Origin of the sequence: Prevotella sp. 10(H) (assembly GCF_000711235.1) — a bacterium.
Classification (GTDB): Bacteria; Bacteroidota; Bacteroidia; order Bacteroidales; family Dysgonomonadaceae; genus Dysgonomonas.
Genome location: NZ_JOMI01000002.1, coordinates 305926 through 323853, shown reverse-complemented (window position 1 = coordinate 323853; position 17928 = coordinate 305926). Strand labels below are relative to the sequence as shown.

At 39.2% G+C, this 17928-nt stretch carries 15 protein-coding genes; 12 read left to right on the top strand and 3 right to left on the bottom strand.

Translation table 11 applies throughout. From position 1 onward, the window contains the following. Positions 1-249: 249 nt before the first annotated feature. From K348_RS0104950 to K348_RS0104930, 5 genes are all read left to right on the top strand, one after another. Positions 250-3075, top strand: coding sequence for an FAD-binding and (Fe-S)-binding domain-containing protein (locus K348_RS0104950; RefSeq protein ID WP_029903500.1), 2826 nt, complete (start codon positions 250-252; stop codon positions 3073-3075). Between the two features lie 207 nt (positions 3076-3282). Then, positions 3283-4665 carry a TolC family protein gene (locus K348_RS0104945; protein WP_029903498.1) on the top strand — a complete coding sequence of 461 codons (1383 nt, stop codon included), beginning with the start codon at positions 3283-3285 and terminating at the stop codon, positions 4663-4665. A gap of 57 nt (positions 4666-4722) precedes the next feature. Further along, the gene (locus K348_RS0104940) at positions 4723-5715 is read left to right on the top strand and encodes an HlyD family secretion protein (RefSeq protein ID WP_029903496.1); all 993 of its coding nucleotides are present in this window, start codon (positions 4723-4725) and stop codon (positions 5713-5715) included. Positions 5716-5721: 6 nt separating this feature from the next. Continuing rightward, the gene (locus K348_RS0104935; protein WP_029903495.1) at positions 5722-6891 is read left to right on the top strand and encodes an ABC transporter permease; all 1170 of its coding nucleotides are present in this window, start codon (positions 5722-5724) and stop codon (positions 6889-6891) included. A 23-nt stretch (positions 6892-6914) separates the two neighbouring features. Further along, entirely contained in the window at positions 6915-8117 is a 1203-nt protein-coding gene (locus K348_RS0104930) for an ABC transporter permease (protein WP_029903493.1), read from the top strand. A 10-nt stretch (positions 8118-8127) separates the two neighbouring features. On the opposite strand, the gene K348_RS0104925 is transcribed toward K348_RS0104930, so the two are convergent. Further along, positions 8128-8424, bottom strand: coding sequence for a hypothetical protein (locus tag K348_RS0104925; RefSeq protein WP_051697628.1), 297 nt, complete (start codon positions 8422-8424; stop codon positions 8128-8130). Between the two features lie 205 nt (positions 8425-8629). Here K348_RS0104925 and K348_RS0104920 point away from each other — a divergent pair, with 205 nt between their 5' ends. Continuing rightward, positions 8630-10132, top strand: a complete 1503-nt coding sequence (locus tag K348_RS0104920) for a catalase (RefSeq protein WP_029903489.1) — start codon at positions 8630-8632, stop codon at positions 10130-10132. A gap of 112 nt (positions 10133-10244) precedes the next feature. Beyond that, a complete protein-coding gene (locus K348_RS0104915) occupies positions 10245-11981 on the top strand; it encodes a thiamine pyrophosphate-dependent enzyme (protein WP_029903488.1) in 1737 nt (578 codons plus the stop codon). A gap of 110 nt (positions 11982-12091) precedes the next feature. Here K348_RS0104915 and K348_RS0104910 read toward each other — a convergent pair whose 3' ends face one another. Together K348_RS0104910 and K348_RS0104905 are read right to left on the bottom strand one after the other, a co-directional pair. Next, positions 12092-12493, bottom strand: a complete 402-nt coding sequence (locus K348_RS0104910; RefSeq protein ID WP_029903487.1) for a hypothetical protein — start codon at positions 12491-12493, stop codon at positions 12092-12094. 339 nt (positions 12494-12832) lie between these two features. Then, positions 12833-13060, bottom strand: a complete 228-nt coding sequence (locus K348_RS0104905; RefSeq protein ID WP_029903486.1) for a hypothetical protein — start codon at positions 13058-13060, stop codon at positions 12833-12835. Between the two features lie 183 nt (positions 13061-13243). Here K348_RS0104905 and K348_RS0104900 point away from each other — a divergent pair, with 183 nt between their 5' ends. The 5 genes from K348_RS0104900 to K348_RS0104880 all read left to right on the top strand — a co-directional run bounded on the left by K348_RS0104900 (position 13244) and on the right by K348_RS0104880 (position 17818). Continuing rightward, the gene (locus tag K348_RS0104900) at positions 13244-13678 is read left to right on the top strand and encodes a DUF2141 domain-containing protein (protein WP_029903485.1); all 435 of its coding nucleotides are present in this window, start codon (positions 13244-13246) and stop codon (positions 13676-13678) included. A 3-nt stretch (positions 13679-13681) separates the two neighbouring features. Then, the gene (locus K348_RS0104895) at positions 13682-14302 is read left to right on the top strand and encodes a hypothetical protein (protein ID WP_029903483.1); all 621 of its coding nucleotides are present in this window, start codon (positions 13682-13684) and stop codon (positions 14300-14302) included. Further along, positions 14295-14579: a transcriptional regulator gene (locus tag K348_RS0104890; protein ID WP_029903481.1), complete on the top strand. Its 285-nt coding sequence runs from the start codon at positions 14295-14297 to the stop codon at positions 14577-14579. Before K348_RS0104895 ends, K348_RS0104890 begins: the two co-directional genes overlap by 8 nt. Positions 14580-14813: 234 nt before the next feature. Continuing rightward, positions 14814-16097 (top strand): phage integrase SAM-like domain-containing protein, encoded by a 1284-nt coding sequence (locus tag K348_RS0104885; protein WP_029903479.1) that lies wholly within the window; start codon positions 14814-14816, stop codon positions 16095-16097. Positions 16098-16540: 443 nt separating this feature from the next. After that, on the top strand, positions 16541-17818 hold the full coding sequence (locus tag K348_RS0104880; protein ID WP_029903477.1) for a phage integrase SAM-like domain-containing protein: 1278 nt from the start codon (positions 16541-16543) through the stop codon (positions 17816-17818). Positions 17819-17928 lie beyond the last annotated feature (110 nt).

Below are 17928 nucleotides of genomic sequence, written 5' to 3'. Positions count from 1 at the left end.
TTAGTCATTTTTATTATATATAAAGAACTATACGGATGTTATTTATGAGTTTTGTATTTTTTTAATCGCCCCTTTGACATTAATTTACACACAAAGATTTTATACTGATTAAACCGCTTTATGATGTTTTTGTTAATTAATGAAATGTATATACTGTCCGGATATTCTTTTCGCAGCAAAAGGATATCTCGATTATGTTTTATAACTTGCAAAGTATTTAATCTATTGAATCCGCTTAAGAGACCGGCTATGTTACCAGCAAATTATCAGCAACTGAAAGAAGAATTATCAAAAACTATTCCTGTAAAACGCATCATAACAAACCCTTTGCAATTGCTTGCATATGGTACGGACGCCAGTTTCTATCGATTGATTCCAAAGATTGTGGTACAGGTACATACCGAAGAAGAAGCCGTGGAAGTGATCCGCCAAACAGGACGGCTAAATATACCTGTCACTTACCGCGCTGCCGGAACTAGCCTTTCGGGACAGGCGATATCTGATTCAGTGCTTATGGTAGCTACACACGAATGGCGTAAATATACCATTCTGGATGATGATGCATTGAAAATAAAACTGCAACCGGGCATTACGGGAGCAAGGGCAAATATTTATTTAAAGCCTTTCGGTAGAAAAATAGGCCCTGACCCCGCTTCTATCAATGCAGCCATGATAGGTGGCATAGCAGCTAATAACGCCAGTGGTATGTGTTGCGGCACCGATCAGAATTCATATAAAACCATTGCCGATATCCGGATTGTATTATATGACGGCACGATTCTGGATACTGCCGACGAAGCCAGCAAGCTAAGTTTCAGAGAAACACATGCTGACCTGATAAGGGAAATCGAGTCTTTGCGGGATGAAATAAAGGCGAATCCTAATTTATCGGAACGCATAAGGCATAAATTTAAGATTAAGAATACAACAGGATATAGTATTAATGCACTTGTCGATTACGACGACCCTATCGATATTATAAAACATCTGATGATAGGTTCGGAAGGTACGCTTGCTTTTATATCCGATATAACATACTATACAGTTGTGGATGAAAAATACAAGGCCTGTACCCTGATGATATATGATACTATAGAAAAAGCCTGTAGTGTTGTTCCCCTTTTAAAACAAACTCCGGTTTCGGCAGTAGAATTACTTGACAGGGATTCTATCCGTTCTATCGAAGATGATCCGGAAGCACCTTCTTATTTCCGCACATTGCCCGAAACTGCTTGTTTGCTATTAGTAGAGATACAAGGAAACAATGAAGATGAAATGGCGGATAAGGAAAAGATAGTGCGCAATACTATTTCTTATATTGAAACATTACAGCCATATCGCTTTACTTCCAACCCAAAAGAATATAATTTTAACTGGAAAGCACGCAAAGGCTTATTGTCTACTATCGGCGGCCTGCGCAAGACAGGGACTACCTGCCTGATAGAAGATGTAGCTTTCCCGGTGGAAAGGCTCGGCGAAGCCTGCGTTGCCCTCAAAGAGCTTTTCAAACGGTCGGGTTATGCGGATGCCGTACTTTACGGGCATGCCCTCGACGGCAATTTCCATATTGTCTTTTCACAGGATTTCAATACTCCGAGTGAAGTGCAGCGATATGCGGATATGATGGACGAACTGGCAGATATTGTTGTCAATAAATTCGACGGCTCACTCAAGGCCGAACATGGAACAGGGCGTAATATGGCACCGTTTGTAGAAAAGGAATGGGGAGAAGCCGCCTATAAGATAATGGTCAGAATAAAAGATATTTTCGATCCCAATCGCCTTATTAATCCGGGTGTAGTAATCAATCAGAATCCAAAAATACATCTGGAAAACCTGAAACCGCTGCCTGCCGTCAATGAAATCGTAGACAAATGCATGGAATGCGGATTTTGTGAACCTCACTGTGTATCGGAAGGACTGACGCTTTCGCCGCGTCAACGTATCGTCATTGCCCGCGAGATTTCACGGTTAAAGACAACAATGGAAAATCCCGCACGTTTGAAACAAATGCAACACGATGCACAGTATTACTCCGATGAAACCTGTGCTACCGACGGTCTATGTGGCATTGCCTGTCCTGTAAAGATAGATACGGGCAAATATGTAAAAGACTGGCGACACGACAAGGCTTCAGGCATGGCAAAAAGCATAGCTTCGTCTATCGGTAACCATATGGCAGGAACAACCTCAGCGATGCGCGGCGGACTTAATTTTGTCCACTTCTTTCATACCGTACTAGGCGATACACTTATGGGAGGAATTGCTTCGGCAATGAGGACTGTATCTTTTAAGACCATTCCTAAATGGAATAAGGATATGCCGAAAGGCGCGCATAAAATTAAGGATATAGCAACCGATACAACACAAGCAGACAAAGTTGTCTACTTTCCTTCCTGCATCAACCGCTCGATGGGAAAATCGAACGGATATGAAAAAGGCGACGTCGAACTAACTCAAAAAACCAAAGAACTGCTTGAACGGGCAGGCTTTACCATTGTATATCCCGAAGGGTTGAATAGTCTTTGCTGCGGCATGGCCTTCAGCAGTAAAGGACTGAAAGAAGAAGGCTCGCGTAAATCAAAAGAACTCGAAAATGCTTTATTGAAAGCATCGGAGAACGGCAAATATCCGGTACTGTTCGATATGAGCCCGTGTTTTTATACCTTTCATGAGGCTTACGAAAACAAAAACCTGCGGATATACGACCCTATTGAATTTATGCTGGATTTTGTAATGCCTAAACTTACTATAAAAAATCCACGGGACATAGTTACAATATTCCCCGTATGTTCTGTGAAGAAAATTGGTATGGAAGAGAAACTGCTGCATATCGCTCATTTATGTTCGAAAGAGGTTGCCTTTGTCGACAGTAATTGTTGCGGATTTGCAGGGGACAGGGGGTTTACTTATCCTGAACTTAACCAACATGGGCTTAGACACCTCTCAGAACAGGTTCCTGCCGACTGCAAAGATGGGTATTCGACCAGCCGTACCTGCGAGATCGGACTAAGTGAATACAGCGATATTAATTTCAAATCTATATTCTACCTGATAGACGAAGTAACAAAATAATTATCTTTTTCAAAATCTTCATTTCACATACATTATATTTCATGCGAGGATAATAGAATAATAAAAAGTGAACCTTTTTATTTATAAGATGTTAAAATATTAATAAAAAACAAATGCAAGCATTGTAGGTTTAGAAAACTGTGTATAATTTTGCTTAATAGTTGCACAGACAACCAATTGAAAAATTAAAAGAATATCCCCGATATGATGAAAAGGATTTTGGGAGCAATGCTCCTCTTCATATTTGCCCTTAACATTAATATTGCTGCCCAGCAACTATTAACTCTGGAGCAATGCCGGCAACTGGCAATCGACAATAATAAGGCGCTCAAGATAGCATCCGAACAGGAAAAGACAGCCTACTACAACAAGAAGGAGGCGCTCTCTAAGTTCTTTCCCGAAATACAGTTTGTAGGAGGATATCTGCGTAATCAAAAAAGCCTGCACCTGCTGCCTATGCTCCCTCCTGAAATAGCTCTTCCTATACCGATCGGAGATATCACTTCTATTCCTCTCGATGATAATATCAGGAATGGAATATATAAAGCAGGAGAAGTAGATATAAAAAATGTATGGGCCGGAGGTTTTAACCTTACCCAACCAATATTTATGGGAGGTAAGATCATTGCCTACAACGACCTCAGATCGTACGCGCAGGAGCTTGCCAAAACAATGAAGGAAACCCAGATGACCGACGTCATCGTAGAAGTGGATAATGCCTACTGGCAAGTGGTATCGGTTGCCAATAAAAAGAAACTCGCCGAATCGTATGTACAACTGATGAAGAAGATGGATTACGATATTTCGGCCATGGAAGAAGAAGGTGTTGCTACAAAGGCTGATAGGCTATCGGTAAACGTAAAACTGAACGAAGCCGAAATGACCCTCACCAAAGCGGAAAATGGTCTTAGCCTTGCCAAAATGTTATTATCGCAGATTTGCGGGCTACCGATCAGCAATGCAATTACAGTTAAAGACGAAAATCTGGATAATCTGGGAATAACTACCGACAACGATACCATTCCAAACATAGACGAAGCGCTGGCAAACAGGACAGAAATAAGAAGCCTCGAACTGGCAACAAAAATCTCAGGCAAGCAGGAGAAAATTGCGTTGGCGGACTTTATGCCGAATGTAGCACTTACTGCGAATTATCTGTGGACAAATCCTAATCTCTCGGCCGGATTTGAAAAGAAGTTCGACGGCATGTGGAATGTAGGAGTAATCGTAAAAGTACCACTGAATTTCTTTTCCAATTCAGCTAAACTAAACGTAGCAAAGACTGAAACTCGTATAAAACAGTTTCAACTGGCAGATGCTAAAGAAAAAATCACACTTCAAATAAACCAGTCCGCATACAAGCTGTCCGAAGCGAATAAAAAACTGGCCACAACACAGAAAAACACCGAAAAAGCCGATGAAAACCTGCGTTATGCTACTGTAGGATTTGAAGAAGGTGTAATCTCTGCTTCAGATGTTATGGCTGCACATACGGCATGGCTTTCAGCACATTCGGATCAGATCGATGCACAGATAGATATTATTCTTTGCAGGATTTATCTGAACAAAGCATTGGGTCGCAAACTTTAACTATCTGTTAGCAAGACAGACATTAATAATCACCGATAACTCGTAATAAACAAAAATATGGATACAGAGAACAAAAAATCAGGGTCGAAACTCATACCTATCTTGGTTTTCGCTACAGTCATCATAATCGTAGGACTTTACGGATTCTTCTTTCTGAATCAGGAAGATAACATCATACAGGGAGAAGCAGACGTCACGGAAGTTCGCATATCGAGCAAAGTTCCCGGACGTATAGCAAGATACCTTGTAGATGAAGGAAGCTATGTAAAAAGGGGCGATACACTTGCCATTCTTAGCATCCCTGACGTAGAAGCCAAACTTGCACAGGCGAGCGCTGCCGAACAGGGAGCTGCAGCACAAAATCAGAAAGCAATAAAAGGTGCTCGCTCGGAAGAAATACAGGGAGCTTATGAGATGTGGCAAAAGGCTGTTGTCGGTGTTGACATTGCCAAAAAATCATATATCCGTGTGCAAAACCTATACGAAAAAGGAGTTGTTACTGCACAAAAACGTGACGAAGCACAGGCACAATACGATGCGGCAGTTGCTACCGAAAAAGCAGCCAAATCGCAATACACCATGGCTGTTAACGGTGCCGAGAGAGAAGATAAAGAAGCTGCACTGGCAATGCTCGACAGGGCAAAAGGTGCTGTAGCGGAAGTAGAATCTTATATCGATGAAAGCTATCTTATTTCTCCGACAGATGGCAAGGTAACCGAAAAGTTCCCGAATGAGGGTGAACTTGTAGGGACAGGTGCTCCGATAATGAATGTTGCTAAACTGGATGACAAATGGGGTTCTTTCAACATTCGCGAAGACAGGCTTAAGAACTATAAAGATATAGGAACTACTATAACTGCCTATGTTCCCGCTCTGGACCAGAATGTGGAAATGACTGTATATTATGTAAAAGACTTAGGCTCGTATGCTGCATGGAAAGCGACAAAAACAACAGGCCAGTACGACCGGAAGACTTTCGAAGTAAAAGCACGCTTCAAGGATAAAGCGATCGATGTACTGCCCGGAATGTCACTCATTATAAAAGAATAAGTATAGATGGAGTCCAGAAAAGGCATATGGGCTATATTCAAGAGGGAATGGCTGCGCATTTCTTCATCCAAGATATGTATCTGGGGCTTATTTGTCACACCCATATTATGCCTTGTTATCTTCGTATGGATGATGCACAGCGGTTTGCCGTCACGTATTCCTATTGCGGTTGTAGATATGGACAATACAACTACCAGCCGCGCCCTAGTACGCCAACTGGATGCATTCGAAAAAACCAATATCAAATATAAAAGCCTTTCTTTCAGGGAAGCCCGTCAGCAGATGGAAAGAATGGAGGTATATGCCGTATTGACGATACCCAAAGATTTTGCAAAGGATGCTATTTCGGGTGATCGCCCAAAGCTGGTATATTATACGAATAATGCATTTCTGATATCCGGCTCTCTTCTGTTTCAGGATTTAAGGACAATATCTACACTAGCTTCCGCATCGGTAGGGTTACAAACGGCCGAGGCAAAAGGATTTACGGTAAACCAGATAATGCCTATCCTGCAGCCGATAACATTAGATACACATCCCTTGGGTAATCCATGGCTGAACTATTCCGTATATTTGAACAACATCATATTGCCGGGGATACTTCAACTCATAATACTGATGTTTACAGTATCCTGTCTGGGTTCGGAACTAAAATCCCGCACAGGAAGTCTCTTAATGAATATGGGAGATAATTCGATTGTAAAAGTTGTTACGGGCAAATTATTGCCTTATACGATTCTTTATACCGTAATTGCTTTATTATTCATGTCGGTATTCTATTATTACAACAAATTCCCGTTGCATAGCGGTTTCTGGCCGATGTTCTTCAATTATTTCTGCCTGATAATTGCAGCACAGGGAACGGGTATTATATTATTGGGCATATTCCGTAATTACCGTCTGGCTTTGAGTATTGCCAGCCTTATCGGAATGGTATCGTTCTCTATTACAGGATTTTCCTTTTCTACATTAGCAATGGACGGCAGCCTGAGTGCATTGAGTAATATATTCCCGTTGCGGCATTTTTTTCTTATATATGTAGATCAGGCGCTGAATGGTATTCCGGTAGGATATTCGATGTATCAGTATGCCGCTCTGATAGCTTTTGCTTTAGTGTCGGTCTTTTTCTTGGGAGTAATAAGAAAATTGCTTGCTTATAATTTGTATGAAGAGTAGAGCCTGAAAATATAGATGATAATATGAAAAAATTATTACTTGATATATATTACGTCTGGATCAACGAATTTAAAGTTGTTTTCAGGGATGAGGCTATCGTACTGCTCTTCTTTATAGTTCCGCTGGCTTATCCTGTTTTATATAGCTTTATCTATAACAATGAAACGGTACACGAAGTTAAAGTTGTTGTCGTAGATGATTCACAATCGGCTCTTTCCCGCGAGTTCAAAAGAAAAGTAGATGCTACAGCCGATGTAAATATAATTGGCTACGCTACCAATATGGAAGAAGCCAAAGAAGCCATGAGACGCAAGGAAGCATACGGCATCATGTATATACCACGCGATTTCAGTAAGAAAATCAATACACAGCAGCAGACACAGGTGAGTGTATTCTCTGACATGAGCAGCCTGCTCTTTTATAAGGCTATGTTATTAAGCGCCACAGAAGTATCTCTTGATATGGGAGCAGATATACGTGTAGCTGAAACAGGCGGCGGCAGTCAGGAAGAAGAAGCTGCAACACGTCAGACAGTAGAAAACGAATGGATTCCCCTGTATAATACGCAAAACGGTTTTGCCAGTTTTCTGGTGCCTGCCATACTTATTCTGATTATACAACAGACGCTCATTCTCGGTATCGCTACTATAGTAGGAACTCACAACGATAAGAAGCGTTTTTCCATTGCTTCCCATACTGCCGAGGGCCGGAATGTGCATTCCGTAAAACTGACTATCGGGAAAGCTTTCTGCTATGTTTCGCTGTATATGATTATTTCTGTTTGGATATTGAGAGTGGTTCCTTACATATTCAAGTTTCCACAGATAGGCGATCCTATTATTATAGCTGCATTCCTTATGCCGTTCCTGCTGGCTGCAACTTTCTTCGCCATGACATTGTCTTATTTCTGCTCACAGCGCGAATTCAGTATGATGCTGTTTGTGTTTACCAGCGTACTTTTCATATTCATGTCGGGCATCTCATGGCCGTGGACTGCCATACCTGCACCGTTAAAGTCAATAGCGTATATCATACCTTCCACACCGGGCATACACGGGTTTATTAAAATTAATACAATGGGTTCGACCCTGTCGGATGTATGGTTCGAATACATTACTTTATGGATACAGGCAGGAGTATACTGCATCACGGCCGTATTCATGTATAAATGGTGGATACGCAATTATGATCCGAATTATAAAGTAAGGACAAGGAACAAGCAGTAAACCAGCTTTATTATTTTCCGGAAAACCAACGGCTTATTTTTTCATATAAGTCTGCCATTTTCAGGGTAGACTGAGGGATTTCGTAATCTTCTTTTTTGGCAAAGCCGCCTTCAATGAGAAAATTAATCGCCTCTTCCCTGTCTTCTTCCTTCACTTGTAGTTTTACTCCTCCTATGGCATAGGGGTGAACCTGAAACATAAGCTCGTCTTTCAGGTAACTGAATATTCCCTTATCATCCAGATAACTTTTTACTATAGCCAGTTCTCCGGGTATTTCCGATATTTTTATGGTAACCAGATCATTCATAGGCTTGTGTATTATTTGTCTTCCCCTAAATATAACAAATTTCCGTCAGTTGTGCAAAAAAATTTTTACCCGGTAAATTCTTTTTAGCGGAAATTTTATTCAATATCCTTTAAACAAAATATATAATTTTCATGTTAACAATACAGGCAGGATATGTATTACACAAAACGATCTTATACTTATACTAATCATAACATACTACATTATGCAAGAAAACAAAAAGATTATGACCACTAATCAGGGAAATCCTGTTGACAATGATCAGGCTTCTATCACCACACAAAATCCTACAATGACATTATTGTCGGACGTGCATACGGTAGAAAAACTGGCTCATTTCGACAGAGAACGCATCCCTGAAAGAGTAGTACATGCAAAAGGGTCGGGAGCATTCGGCTACTTTGAAGTAACTCACGATGTCACGCAGTACACCTGTGCCGATTTCCTTTCACAAGTTGGTAAGAGGACAGAGATGCTCGCCCGCTTCTCTACCGTAGGAGGAGAAAAAGGTTCTGCCGATACTGCACGCGATCCGCGCGGCTTCGCCCTTAAGCTGTATACTGATCAGGGTAATTACGATATGGTAGGAAATAATACGCCTACATTCTTTATCCGCGACGGTATAAAATTTCCTGATTTCATTCACACTCAGAAAAGAAACCCTCTTTCGAACCTGAAAGATGCCGATGCATTCTGGGATTTTCTTTCTTTGACACCTGAGAGTATCCATCAGGTGACAATCCTTTTTTCAGATCGTGGTACTCCCGACGGTTTTCGCCATATGCACGGTTTCTCAAGCCATACCTATATGTGGTATAATGCAAAAGGTGAACACTTCTGGGTAAAATGGCATTTTAAAACTGATCAGGGAATTAAAAACCTGACCGATCAGCAAGCCGTGGAACTTGCAGGAACGGATGCCGACTACGCCACCCGCGACCTGTTCGACAATATAGCAAAAGGCAACTTCCCGTCGTGGACAGCCTATGTGCAGATAATGAAACCCGAAGAGGCCGACAATTATAAGTTCGATCCGTTTGATATAACTAAAGTATGGTATCACAGCGATTATCCACTGATTCCGGTAGGACGTTTCGTGCTGAACAGGAATCCGCAGAATTATTTCAATGAAATCGAACAAGCTGCATTTTCACCAAGCAACTTTGTGCCGGGCATAGCATCCTCTCCGGATAAGATGCTTCAGATTCGTCTGTTCAGCTATCCCGATACACAGCGTCACCGTTTGGGAACAAACTTCGAACAGCTACCGGTAAATGCACCAAAATGTCCGATGCATAATTACCAGCGTGACGGACATATGAATCTCGGAAAAGACGCCGCTCCTAATTATTATCCGAACTCTTTCAACGGTGCCACACTGGATGTATCGTTCACTCCTCCGTCCATAAATGTACAGGGAATGGCGGCACGTCATGAGTATCCGTTAGGTGATATAGATTATATACAGGCAGGCGAATTATATTCGCGCGTAATGTCCGATTACGACAGAGGCAACCTTGTAAGCAATATTGTAGGGCATATTAAAAATGCACAGCAACGCATCCAGTACCGTCAATGCGCCATATTTTACAAAGCGCATCCTGAATACGGAACGCGCGTGGCACAAGGTTTAGGATTAGATATAGAAAAAGTGAAAGGATTGGCAGCAATGAGTCAGGAAGACAGGGTAAAGGCTACTGCCAATTAATCACACTTAGATATTTACATACAAAATAGTTGACATGAAGAAAATCCCTCTTTCCTTCCAGGAGGGATTTTCTGTTTTACAGAAGATTATCAGATAAAATTATTATAAAGTTATGAGTAAAAAAGTTGCGGAACAGCTTGTAGAAACATTAGATAAAGCTGGGATCAAAAGAATTTATGCTGTCACAGGCGACAGCCTTAATGAAGTAAACGATGCGGTAAGAAAACAAGAGACGGTAAAATGGGTACATGTACGCCACGAGGAAACAGGCGCTTTTGCAGCCTCAGCTGAAGCACAATTAAACGGCATAGCCTGTTGCGCCGGAAGCAGTGGTCCGGGACACGTACATCTTATAAATGGTGTTTACGATGCACACCGAAGCAATGCTCCGGTATTTGTTCTGGCTTCTACCTGCCCTTCCGATGAGTTCGGTACATCTTATTTCCAGGAAACAAGTACTGTAAAATTATTCGACGATTGTAGCGGATATAATCAACTGGCAGTCACTCCTACCCAATTTTCAAGAATGCTGCAGGGAGCGCTTCAGCACACTATACACAAAAAAGAAGTATCAGTACTCGGCATGCCCGGCGATCTGGCAGCCAGCAAAGCAGTAGAAAGCCCGACAGCTTCTTTTGCCCTTCCTAGCAAAGGTGTGTATCACCCTAGGAGGTCAGAGATTCAAAAACTGGCAGACATGATTAATGTACACGAAAAAGTAGTCATATATTGCGGTCTGGGAGCGAAAGATGCACATGATGAGATTGTAGAACTGGCAGCAAAAATAAAAGCCCCTGTCGGTTACAGCTTTAAATCGAAAATGGCTATTCAGTATGATAATCCCTATGAAGTAGGTCTGACCGGACTATTAGGTATGCCGTCGGCCTTTGCAGCTATGCATGCTTGCGATTTACTTATATTACTGGGAACTGACTTTCCATATGTAAGTTTTATGCCCGACAAATGTAAAATAGTACAGCTCGATATAAGACCGGAACGTATAGGACGCCGTGCTAAAGTCGATCTCGGGCTAGGCGGAGATGTTAAGGATACACTTGAAGTATTGATTCCGTTGGTACAAACGAAAAGCAACGACAGCTTTCTCAAAAGTCAGCTTAAACTCTACAAAAAGGTAAAAGATAATATGATATCGATTGCCGAAAAGAACGGAACCGAAGGAAATATAGCACCTGAATATGTAACCACCCTCATAGATAAAATAGCTACCGACGATGCTATATTCTGCGTTGATACGGGAATGTGCTGCGTATGGGGTGCCCGTTATCTGACAGCTACAGGCAAGCGCGAAATGCTCGGCTCTTTCAATCACGGATCGATGGCAAATGCCATGCCAATGTCGATAGGGGCAGCAATGGCACGCCCTAACCAACAGATTGTTGCAATTTGCGGCGACGGCGGATTATCGATGATGATGGGAGATCTGGCAACAATCGTACAATACAATCTGCCTGTAAAACTGATCGTATTCAATAACAGGACACTGGGTATGGTAAAACTGGAAATGGAAGTTGCAGGCTTACCAGACTGGCAAACCGATATGTATAATCCTGACTTTGTAAAAATAGCCGAAGCAATGGGAATGAAAGGTCTTACAGTTAACGAACCTGATAAAGTCGAAGAAACTTTGCGTACAGCTTTCGCTATTCAGGGACCTGTGCTTGTTAGTGTGCAAACCGACCCGAATGCATTGGCAATGCCCCCAAAAGTCGAGTTCGATCAGATGAAAGGTTTTGCAGAAGCTATGATAAAACTGATATTAGCCGGACGCGGCGACGAGGTGTGGAATACTGCGAAAAGTAATGTGAAAAATATTTGGGGAATATTTTAAGGTTGATTTTCAACTTAATGAAAGTAATTCAGCAGTAATATTGGATGGTATGATAAAAAAGAGAGGACAATACAAATTATCCTCTCTTTTTAATAAATATAAATAAAACATCATTTTATCTCAAATCCAATAACATTACTGCTTACCGAACATGTGTTATTTTCCCTTGATTCAGCAGTAGATAATATCAATTGACAAGTATCATTCCCTGATAAATTGTCATTAGAGCCAGAAACTACCATAGAAGATATTTGTATTGGAAATTCTACATTAAATTCTTTATTCCCTTCTATAATAAAAGTTTTAAGGCGACGATAAATATCACCCATATAGCGACTATCATCCCATTCAACTTTTACCACATTATTCTTTTTTAAAATCATATTCCAACCCTGATTGGCAGACATGTAAATAGGAGTATGGTGAAATTCTAATTTTTTTGATGAATGATTCTTAATAGATACGTAAAAAAGAAGAACCTTATTCAATATATTATCTCCTTTTGTCTTCACTGAATCAATAGATACAGAAAATCATTGATCATTTTCCTGCGAAAATAAATTCATATTCATACCTGCTAATGAAATCAAAATAATAATCAATAATTTTCTCATTTTCATTAAGATTAAAATTGTACATAAGCCTGAATTTTGTGGATTAAGTATAAGCCACCTAATAATAACTTGTTCGTATTTTGATTTATTGTATAATACTCGTGTAAATTAATTTCGTCAACACATCCAGTCTTAGTTACTTTAAATTTAAATGGCTATCCTTCGAAGATTAATAATATTTCTAAATTGAAACGACTATTCAAAACTGAATAGTCGTTTTTTTTCATAAGATGCCTACTATTTGACGTCTTCTCTTCTGAGAAATCCACCTTGGACAAGCAACTCCACTGCACGGTTGTAATTATCGGACATTACCTGCAATCTCGCTCCCCCACCCTCAGGCAGACCGATGGTAATATATTCTCCATTGACAACACAGTCAATGCCATTATCTATAAGATACGATTTTGCTATAGCCAGATCAGCTTCAAAATCAGAAGTTTTTACAGTAACCAGTTCATCCATATCATAATCCTTTTAGTTAATACCTTTTATAAATATAATTAAAACCTTTGAATCAAACAATAGGTTCAATATTTGATATTTATTTATGAAATAATTTGGTTTATATTATAAACTAGTTTATATTTGCAATAAATCATGATTTAGATAATTCAAATGTTGGACGATGCTTAAACAAATTAAATTATGAAAAGATTTATATTTATATTATTTTTAGCAGGGTTTATTTCAGGCATGATTGAAGCCCAGCATAGCGTGACGGTCGAAATAACAGGCATAAAAAATCAATCGGGAAAGCTGTATATAGCTTTGTTCGATTCTGAAACCCCTTTCCTCAGCAATAAAGGGACAGGAAAAGTAATACCGATAGAGGGTAGTAAAACGGAAGTAAAATTCGATGATCTGAAAAAAGGTGATTACGCAATTACAATGTTTCAGGACGAGAATGACAACGGAAAACTGGATTTGGGAGAATACGGAATACCGACAGAAAAGTACGGTTTCAGCAATAATATCGATCCGGCAACACTTAGAAGACCGCCTGTATTTGAGGAATGCAAGTTTACGGTAGATGGAAATACCTCGACATCCATAAATCTGGTATCCGCAATAAAGCAATAAACTATGGAAAAAAAGTTTTCAGAACAGGATAGCCTGAATTTAATTAACGAGATGATTACTCAGGCTCAGAATAACTTTCGGAAAGGAGCGGGTAACACAAGCATATTCTGCGGATATTTCGTAGCGCTTACAGCTATATTTAATTACATTCTCCTGCATACACTGAGTGAGCCGCGCCAATCGTTCTGGGTATGGATATTAATGATTCCAATGATGGCAATAGTTGCATTCATAAACCGAAAGAAGAAAAGAGAAGCTATTGTAACTACTCATATAGATAAGATAGTATCGAATATATGGAAAGCATTTGCCATATCGGTAATTGTCTTCATCCTTGTCATCTTCGGAAGTGCATGTATACTAAAAACAGCCGCATTAACTATCATCATCACCCCGTGCATCTTGCTGATGATGGGAACGGCACAATTTGTTACATCGGTTGCCTGCCGTTTCAGATTGTACTTTTACGGAGCAATTATTTTCTGGACAGGGGCAATATTATCTGTCGCAACCTATTTCACGGGAGACAGCTCTCTTCAATTTATTATACTAGCTGCCTGTGTCATTGCGGGATTAAGCATCCCCGGCCATATAGCGAACAGAAAAGCAAAAAAACATGTTTAAAGATCTGGATCCTCTTTTGCATTCTCAGCTCCGGTTGGCTGTTATGTCTTTACTTTTATCAGTGGAGGAAGCTGACTTTGTCTTTATCAAGGAGAAAACGAATGCTACTGCAGGGAACCTGAGTGTGCAGATAGATAAATTGAATGAAGCAGGCTATATAAGTGTCAGGAAATTCATCGATGGAAAAAAGCCACGTACAGTATGCAAAATCACCGAAGTCGGTATAGATGCATTCGATAAATATGTAAAAGCATTGCAGGATTACATAAAGAAATAACAAACAGGTAATAAAAAAAGAGGGTAGCTTATTTTTAGGACAGCCTCTTTTTCATATATATACAGAGTAATATTCTGTAACCAAAAGATTGTAAGATATTTAAAAGGTTTACTCGTACGGGTTATATACTAAAATATACTCAGAGTAAACCTTTTTCGTGGTATAGCCCTATTCTCATGTAGAATAATATGTAGGAATTAATCCTACATAAATGGCAATTAAAACCACTTAATAATGTATACAATTAACTTCAAAGGAAAACCACACCCTAAAGACGGTAAGCTGGTAAAACTGGATATGATTTTATTCCAGACAGGTTATCCCAGAGTATCTAAAGCATTAAATGTATCGGGAAGGTATGAAGACTGGGATCAGGCAACGCAAAACTTTAAGCCCAAATCAAAAGATGCAGCCGGAAAGAATAAAATTCTTATCGATCTTAGGCTCAAATATCAGAAGGTTGCCGAAGGATGGGAAGCTGAAGGCATTGAATGGTCACCTGTCCAGTGGTCACATTATTTCGATACGGAAGACAAAAATATACGGACGAAAAAGGTAAAGGTCCTACCAATATCACAGTGTATCGATATCATCATAGAGAATATGAAAGACCAGAAGAGGCTCAAGAACGGTAAGTTCATATCCTGTGTTAATAATGCTCGGCAATATTATTATCTTCGATCACAGCTACAAAAATTTACACAGGAAGTATATGACAGAAGTTTTTCTACTTACTATTTCAGAGATATAGATGAGAAATTCCTGAAAGATTTTGTCTTCTATCTTCAGGAAAGAGGGCTTAAAGAAGGAACAAGTGCAGGACTTCCTGAAAGACTTAAGAAGTTTGTCGGTGTATTTTATAATGCCAGCCTGATGGGACAACCCTATACGGATAAGAGAATTTTTGATTGTGTCAGTCAGCATTTCAAAAGGAAAGAAAATCCACCTCAGACAATTCCCTACAAAATTATTACACAGATGGAAGAAATGGATAAATCCATATTCAGTAAAAAAGAGATCTTCTGGATAGATATTTTTTTATTCAGTTTCTATACCGGAGGTATGGCTAGTATCGATGTTTGTTATCTGATATGGGATTGTATTGTGGATGATATAATCATTTATGAACGGACTAAATTCCCGAAAGAGGCTGAGATGCCATTCAATAAAAAGGCTAAAGCTATTGTAGAAAAGTATAAGGATAAATGTTTCCAAAACTATGTACTCCCTATATTTACGGTTAAGCACAAAACAGAACACCAGCAATTCAAACGTGTAAAGCGTCTTCAGGAGAAAGTAAACAGGACATTAAAGAAAGTTGCCCGGGAATTAAAACTTGAAAAAGAATTTACCTGGTATGCAGCAAGGGGTACCTTTATTACCAAGATGATTGATGAAGGATACCATCCGATTGCTGTGGCAAAATTTGCAGGCAATAGCCCCAATACAATCTATAAGCATTATTGGGATCAGACTCATAAAGATGACGTACTTAAGCATATGAATGAGATGTTTTAAAATATGGCACACTATATGTATCTTTACAAACACTTTTGTGTATTGCATTACATACTGATTTAATTGAGATTTAGATATAATATTTAAAGAGTATTTTCTCTCTTTTTGTCAATTTACACCTCAAAATGGCTGCAGAATGTCAAAATGTATAAAACTCAGTTTATCAATTTAATACATAAAATAAGAGAATCCGAAATACACTTAATATTCTATAAATAAATAGGTTGTCGGGAGACAACCTGTATTTTTAATATATACAGCTGATGCTATGTAACTTGCTTTAAAACAATAGGTTTACACCATTTTATAGTACAGACTTCAATAAAAAGAAAAACCGTTCTGATTTCTTGGCTTTCTTTTTTTACATTTTTCCATATTATTACAAATTTTACTTACTTTCTTTCATGCTGACATTTTATTGTTTCAATACTAAATTATCAGCTATGTTTACTATCCGCATTAAAGGAGAGCGTTCTCCAAAAGACATCCAAATGGTTCGCCTGAAAATTGTATTCTACCGAACCGGTTATTCACGAATTACCAAGGCTATCTGTATATCCGGTTTATACAAAGACTGGAATCAGAAGAAACAGTGTTTTGCTGGAAATACTACCGAGATCAACTCAAAGAATCATCTGCTTCGGAAAATAATCTTGAAATATCTGAAGGTAGCAGAAAGATGGGAATTTCAAGGCAAGGAATGGACGCCTTTGGAATTATCCCATTATTATGACGAGCACAGGAAATATAAAGACCGGTTTACAACGGTTTCTTCCATGCTAGATCATATTATCGATTATTTCATGAATCGTAAGCGTGTGAAAAACGGAATAACTCTCAGCAGTGCCAATACGGCCAAAGGTTATAAAATTCTTAAGAGATCACTTGAAAGTTTTACCAGACTTAAGTACCGGAAAGAATTCTCCAAATTCCTGTTTCGGGATATAAATGAGAAATTCATTACAGAATATGGTGTTTATGTACAGCAGCAGGGAGCAAAAAAAGGTAATAACGGAGGTGTTTATGCCAAACTGAAATACCTTCGTGCCACTTTTACATATGCCAGAAAGAAAGGAATATATGGGGTAGATATTTCTGCCTTTGATCCTATACGTGATAAATTTAAATCCCGTTTTTTCATACCTAAAGCTATTACATCCGAATCTATGCGGTTAATCGAAAATACAGACCGATCCTTTCTGAGCAGATGCGAACAGTTCCATTTAGATCTGTTCCTTTTCAGTTATTATGCCGGCGGGATATCCAATATTGATATATGCTTTCTTACACGCTTGTGTGTGAAAAAAGACGAACTGGTGTTTGAAAGGATAAAATGCAACAAGCAGGTCCGTGTAATATTAATAGTAATAGACAAGGCAAAAGACCTAATCGAAAAATACAGAAAAGAAGCTTACATGAATTATGTTTTTCCTATCTTCAAAAGATACAACCAGTCCGAAAAACATAAATATGAACTGGTTTGCAGGCTTACCATGAAAGTAAATAAAACACTATACAAGATATGTAGCAATGAACATATCAGGGAAAAAGTTACATGGAGTACCGCCCGCAGTTGTTTTATCTCCATGCTGATTGACAAGGGCTATCATCCTTTACAAATAGCGGAACAGGTAGGTAATAACCCGCAGACAATTTATAAATATTATTATGTGAACACAAATAAGGAACAGATGCGGATACATCTGAATGAATTGTTCTGAACATACATAAATAAAATACAGTGCAACCTAAAATATTGGTTGCACTGTACACCCTATAACCTACTAACTTAAATTTTTACTTAAAAAATAATCTTTTCACAAAGATCTTT

Bases quoted from the DNA above. Each gene is read 5' to 3' on its own strand.
- K348_RS0104950 (WP_029903500.1), top strand. From the start codon at position 250: ATGTTACCAGCAAATTATCAGCAACTGAAAGAAGAATTATCAAAAACT.
- K348_RS0104945 (WP_029903498.1), top strand. From the start codon at position 3,283: ATGAAAAGGATTTTGGGAGCAATGCTCCTCTTCATATTTGCCCTTAAC.
- K348_RS0104940 (WP_029903496.1), top strand. From the start codon at position 4,723: ATGGATACAGAGAACAAAAAATCAGGGTCGAAACTCATACCTATCTTG.
- K348_RS0104935 (WP_029903495.1), top strand. From the start codon at position 5,722: ATGGAGTCCAGAAAAGGCATATGGGCTATATTCAAGAGGGAATGGCTG.
- K348_RS0104930 (WP_029903493.1), top strand. From the start codon at position 6,915: ATGAAAAAATTATTACTTGATATATATTACGTCTGGATCAACGAATTT.
- K348_RS0104925 (WP_051697628.1), bottom strand. From the start codon at position 8,424: ATGAATGATCTGGTTACCATAAAAATATCGGAAATACCCGGAGAACTG.
- K348_RS0104920 (WP_029903489.1), top strand. From the start codon at position 8,630: ATGCAAGAAAACAAAAAGATTATGACCACTAATCAGGGAAATCCTGTT.
- K348_RS0104915 (WP_029903488.1), top strand. From the start codon at position 10,245: ATGAGTAAAAAAGTTGCGGAACAGCTTGTAGAAACATTAGATAAAGCT.
- K348_RS0104905 (WP_029903486.1), bottom strand. From the start codon at position 13,060: ATGGATGAACTGGTTACTGTAAAAACTTCTGATTTTGAAGCTGATCTG.
- K348_RS0104900 (WP_029903485.1), top strand. From the start codon at position 13,244: ATGAAAAGATTTATATTTATATTATTTTTAGCAGGGTTTATTTCAGGC.
- K348_RS0104895 (WP_029903483.1), top strand. From the start codon at position 13,682: ATGGAAAAAAAGTTTTCAGAACAGGATAGCCTGAATTTAATTAACGAG.
- K348_RS0104890 (WP_029903481.1), top strand. From the start codon at position 14,295: ATGTTTAAAGATCTGGATCCTCTTTTGCATTCTCAGCTCCGGTTGGCT.
- K348_RS0104885 (WP_029903479.1), top strand. From the start codon at position 14,814: ATGTATACAATTAACTTCAAAGGAAAACCACACCCTAAAGACGGTAAG.
- K348_RS0104880 (WP_029903477.1), top strand. From the start codon at position 16,541: ATGTTTACTATCCGCATTAAAGGAGAGCGTTCTCCAAAAGACATCCAA.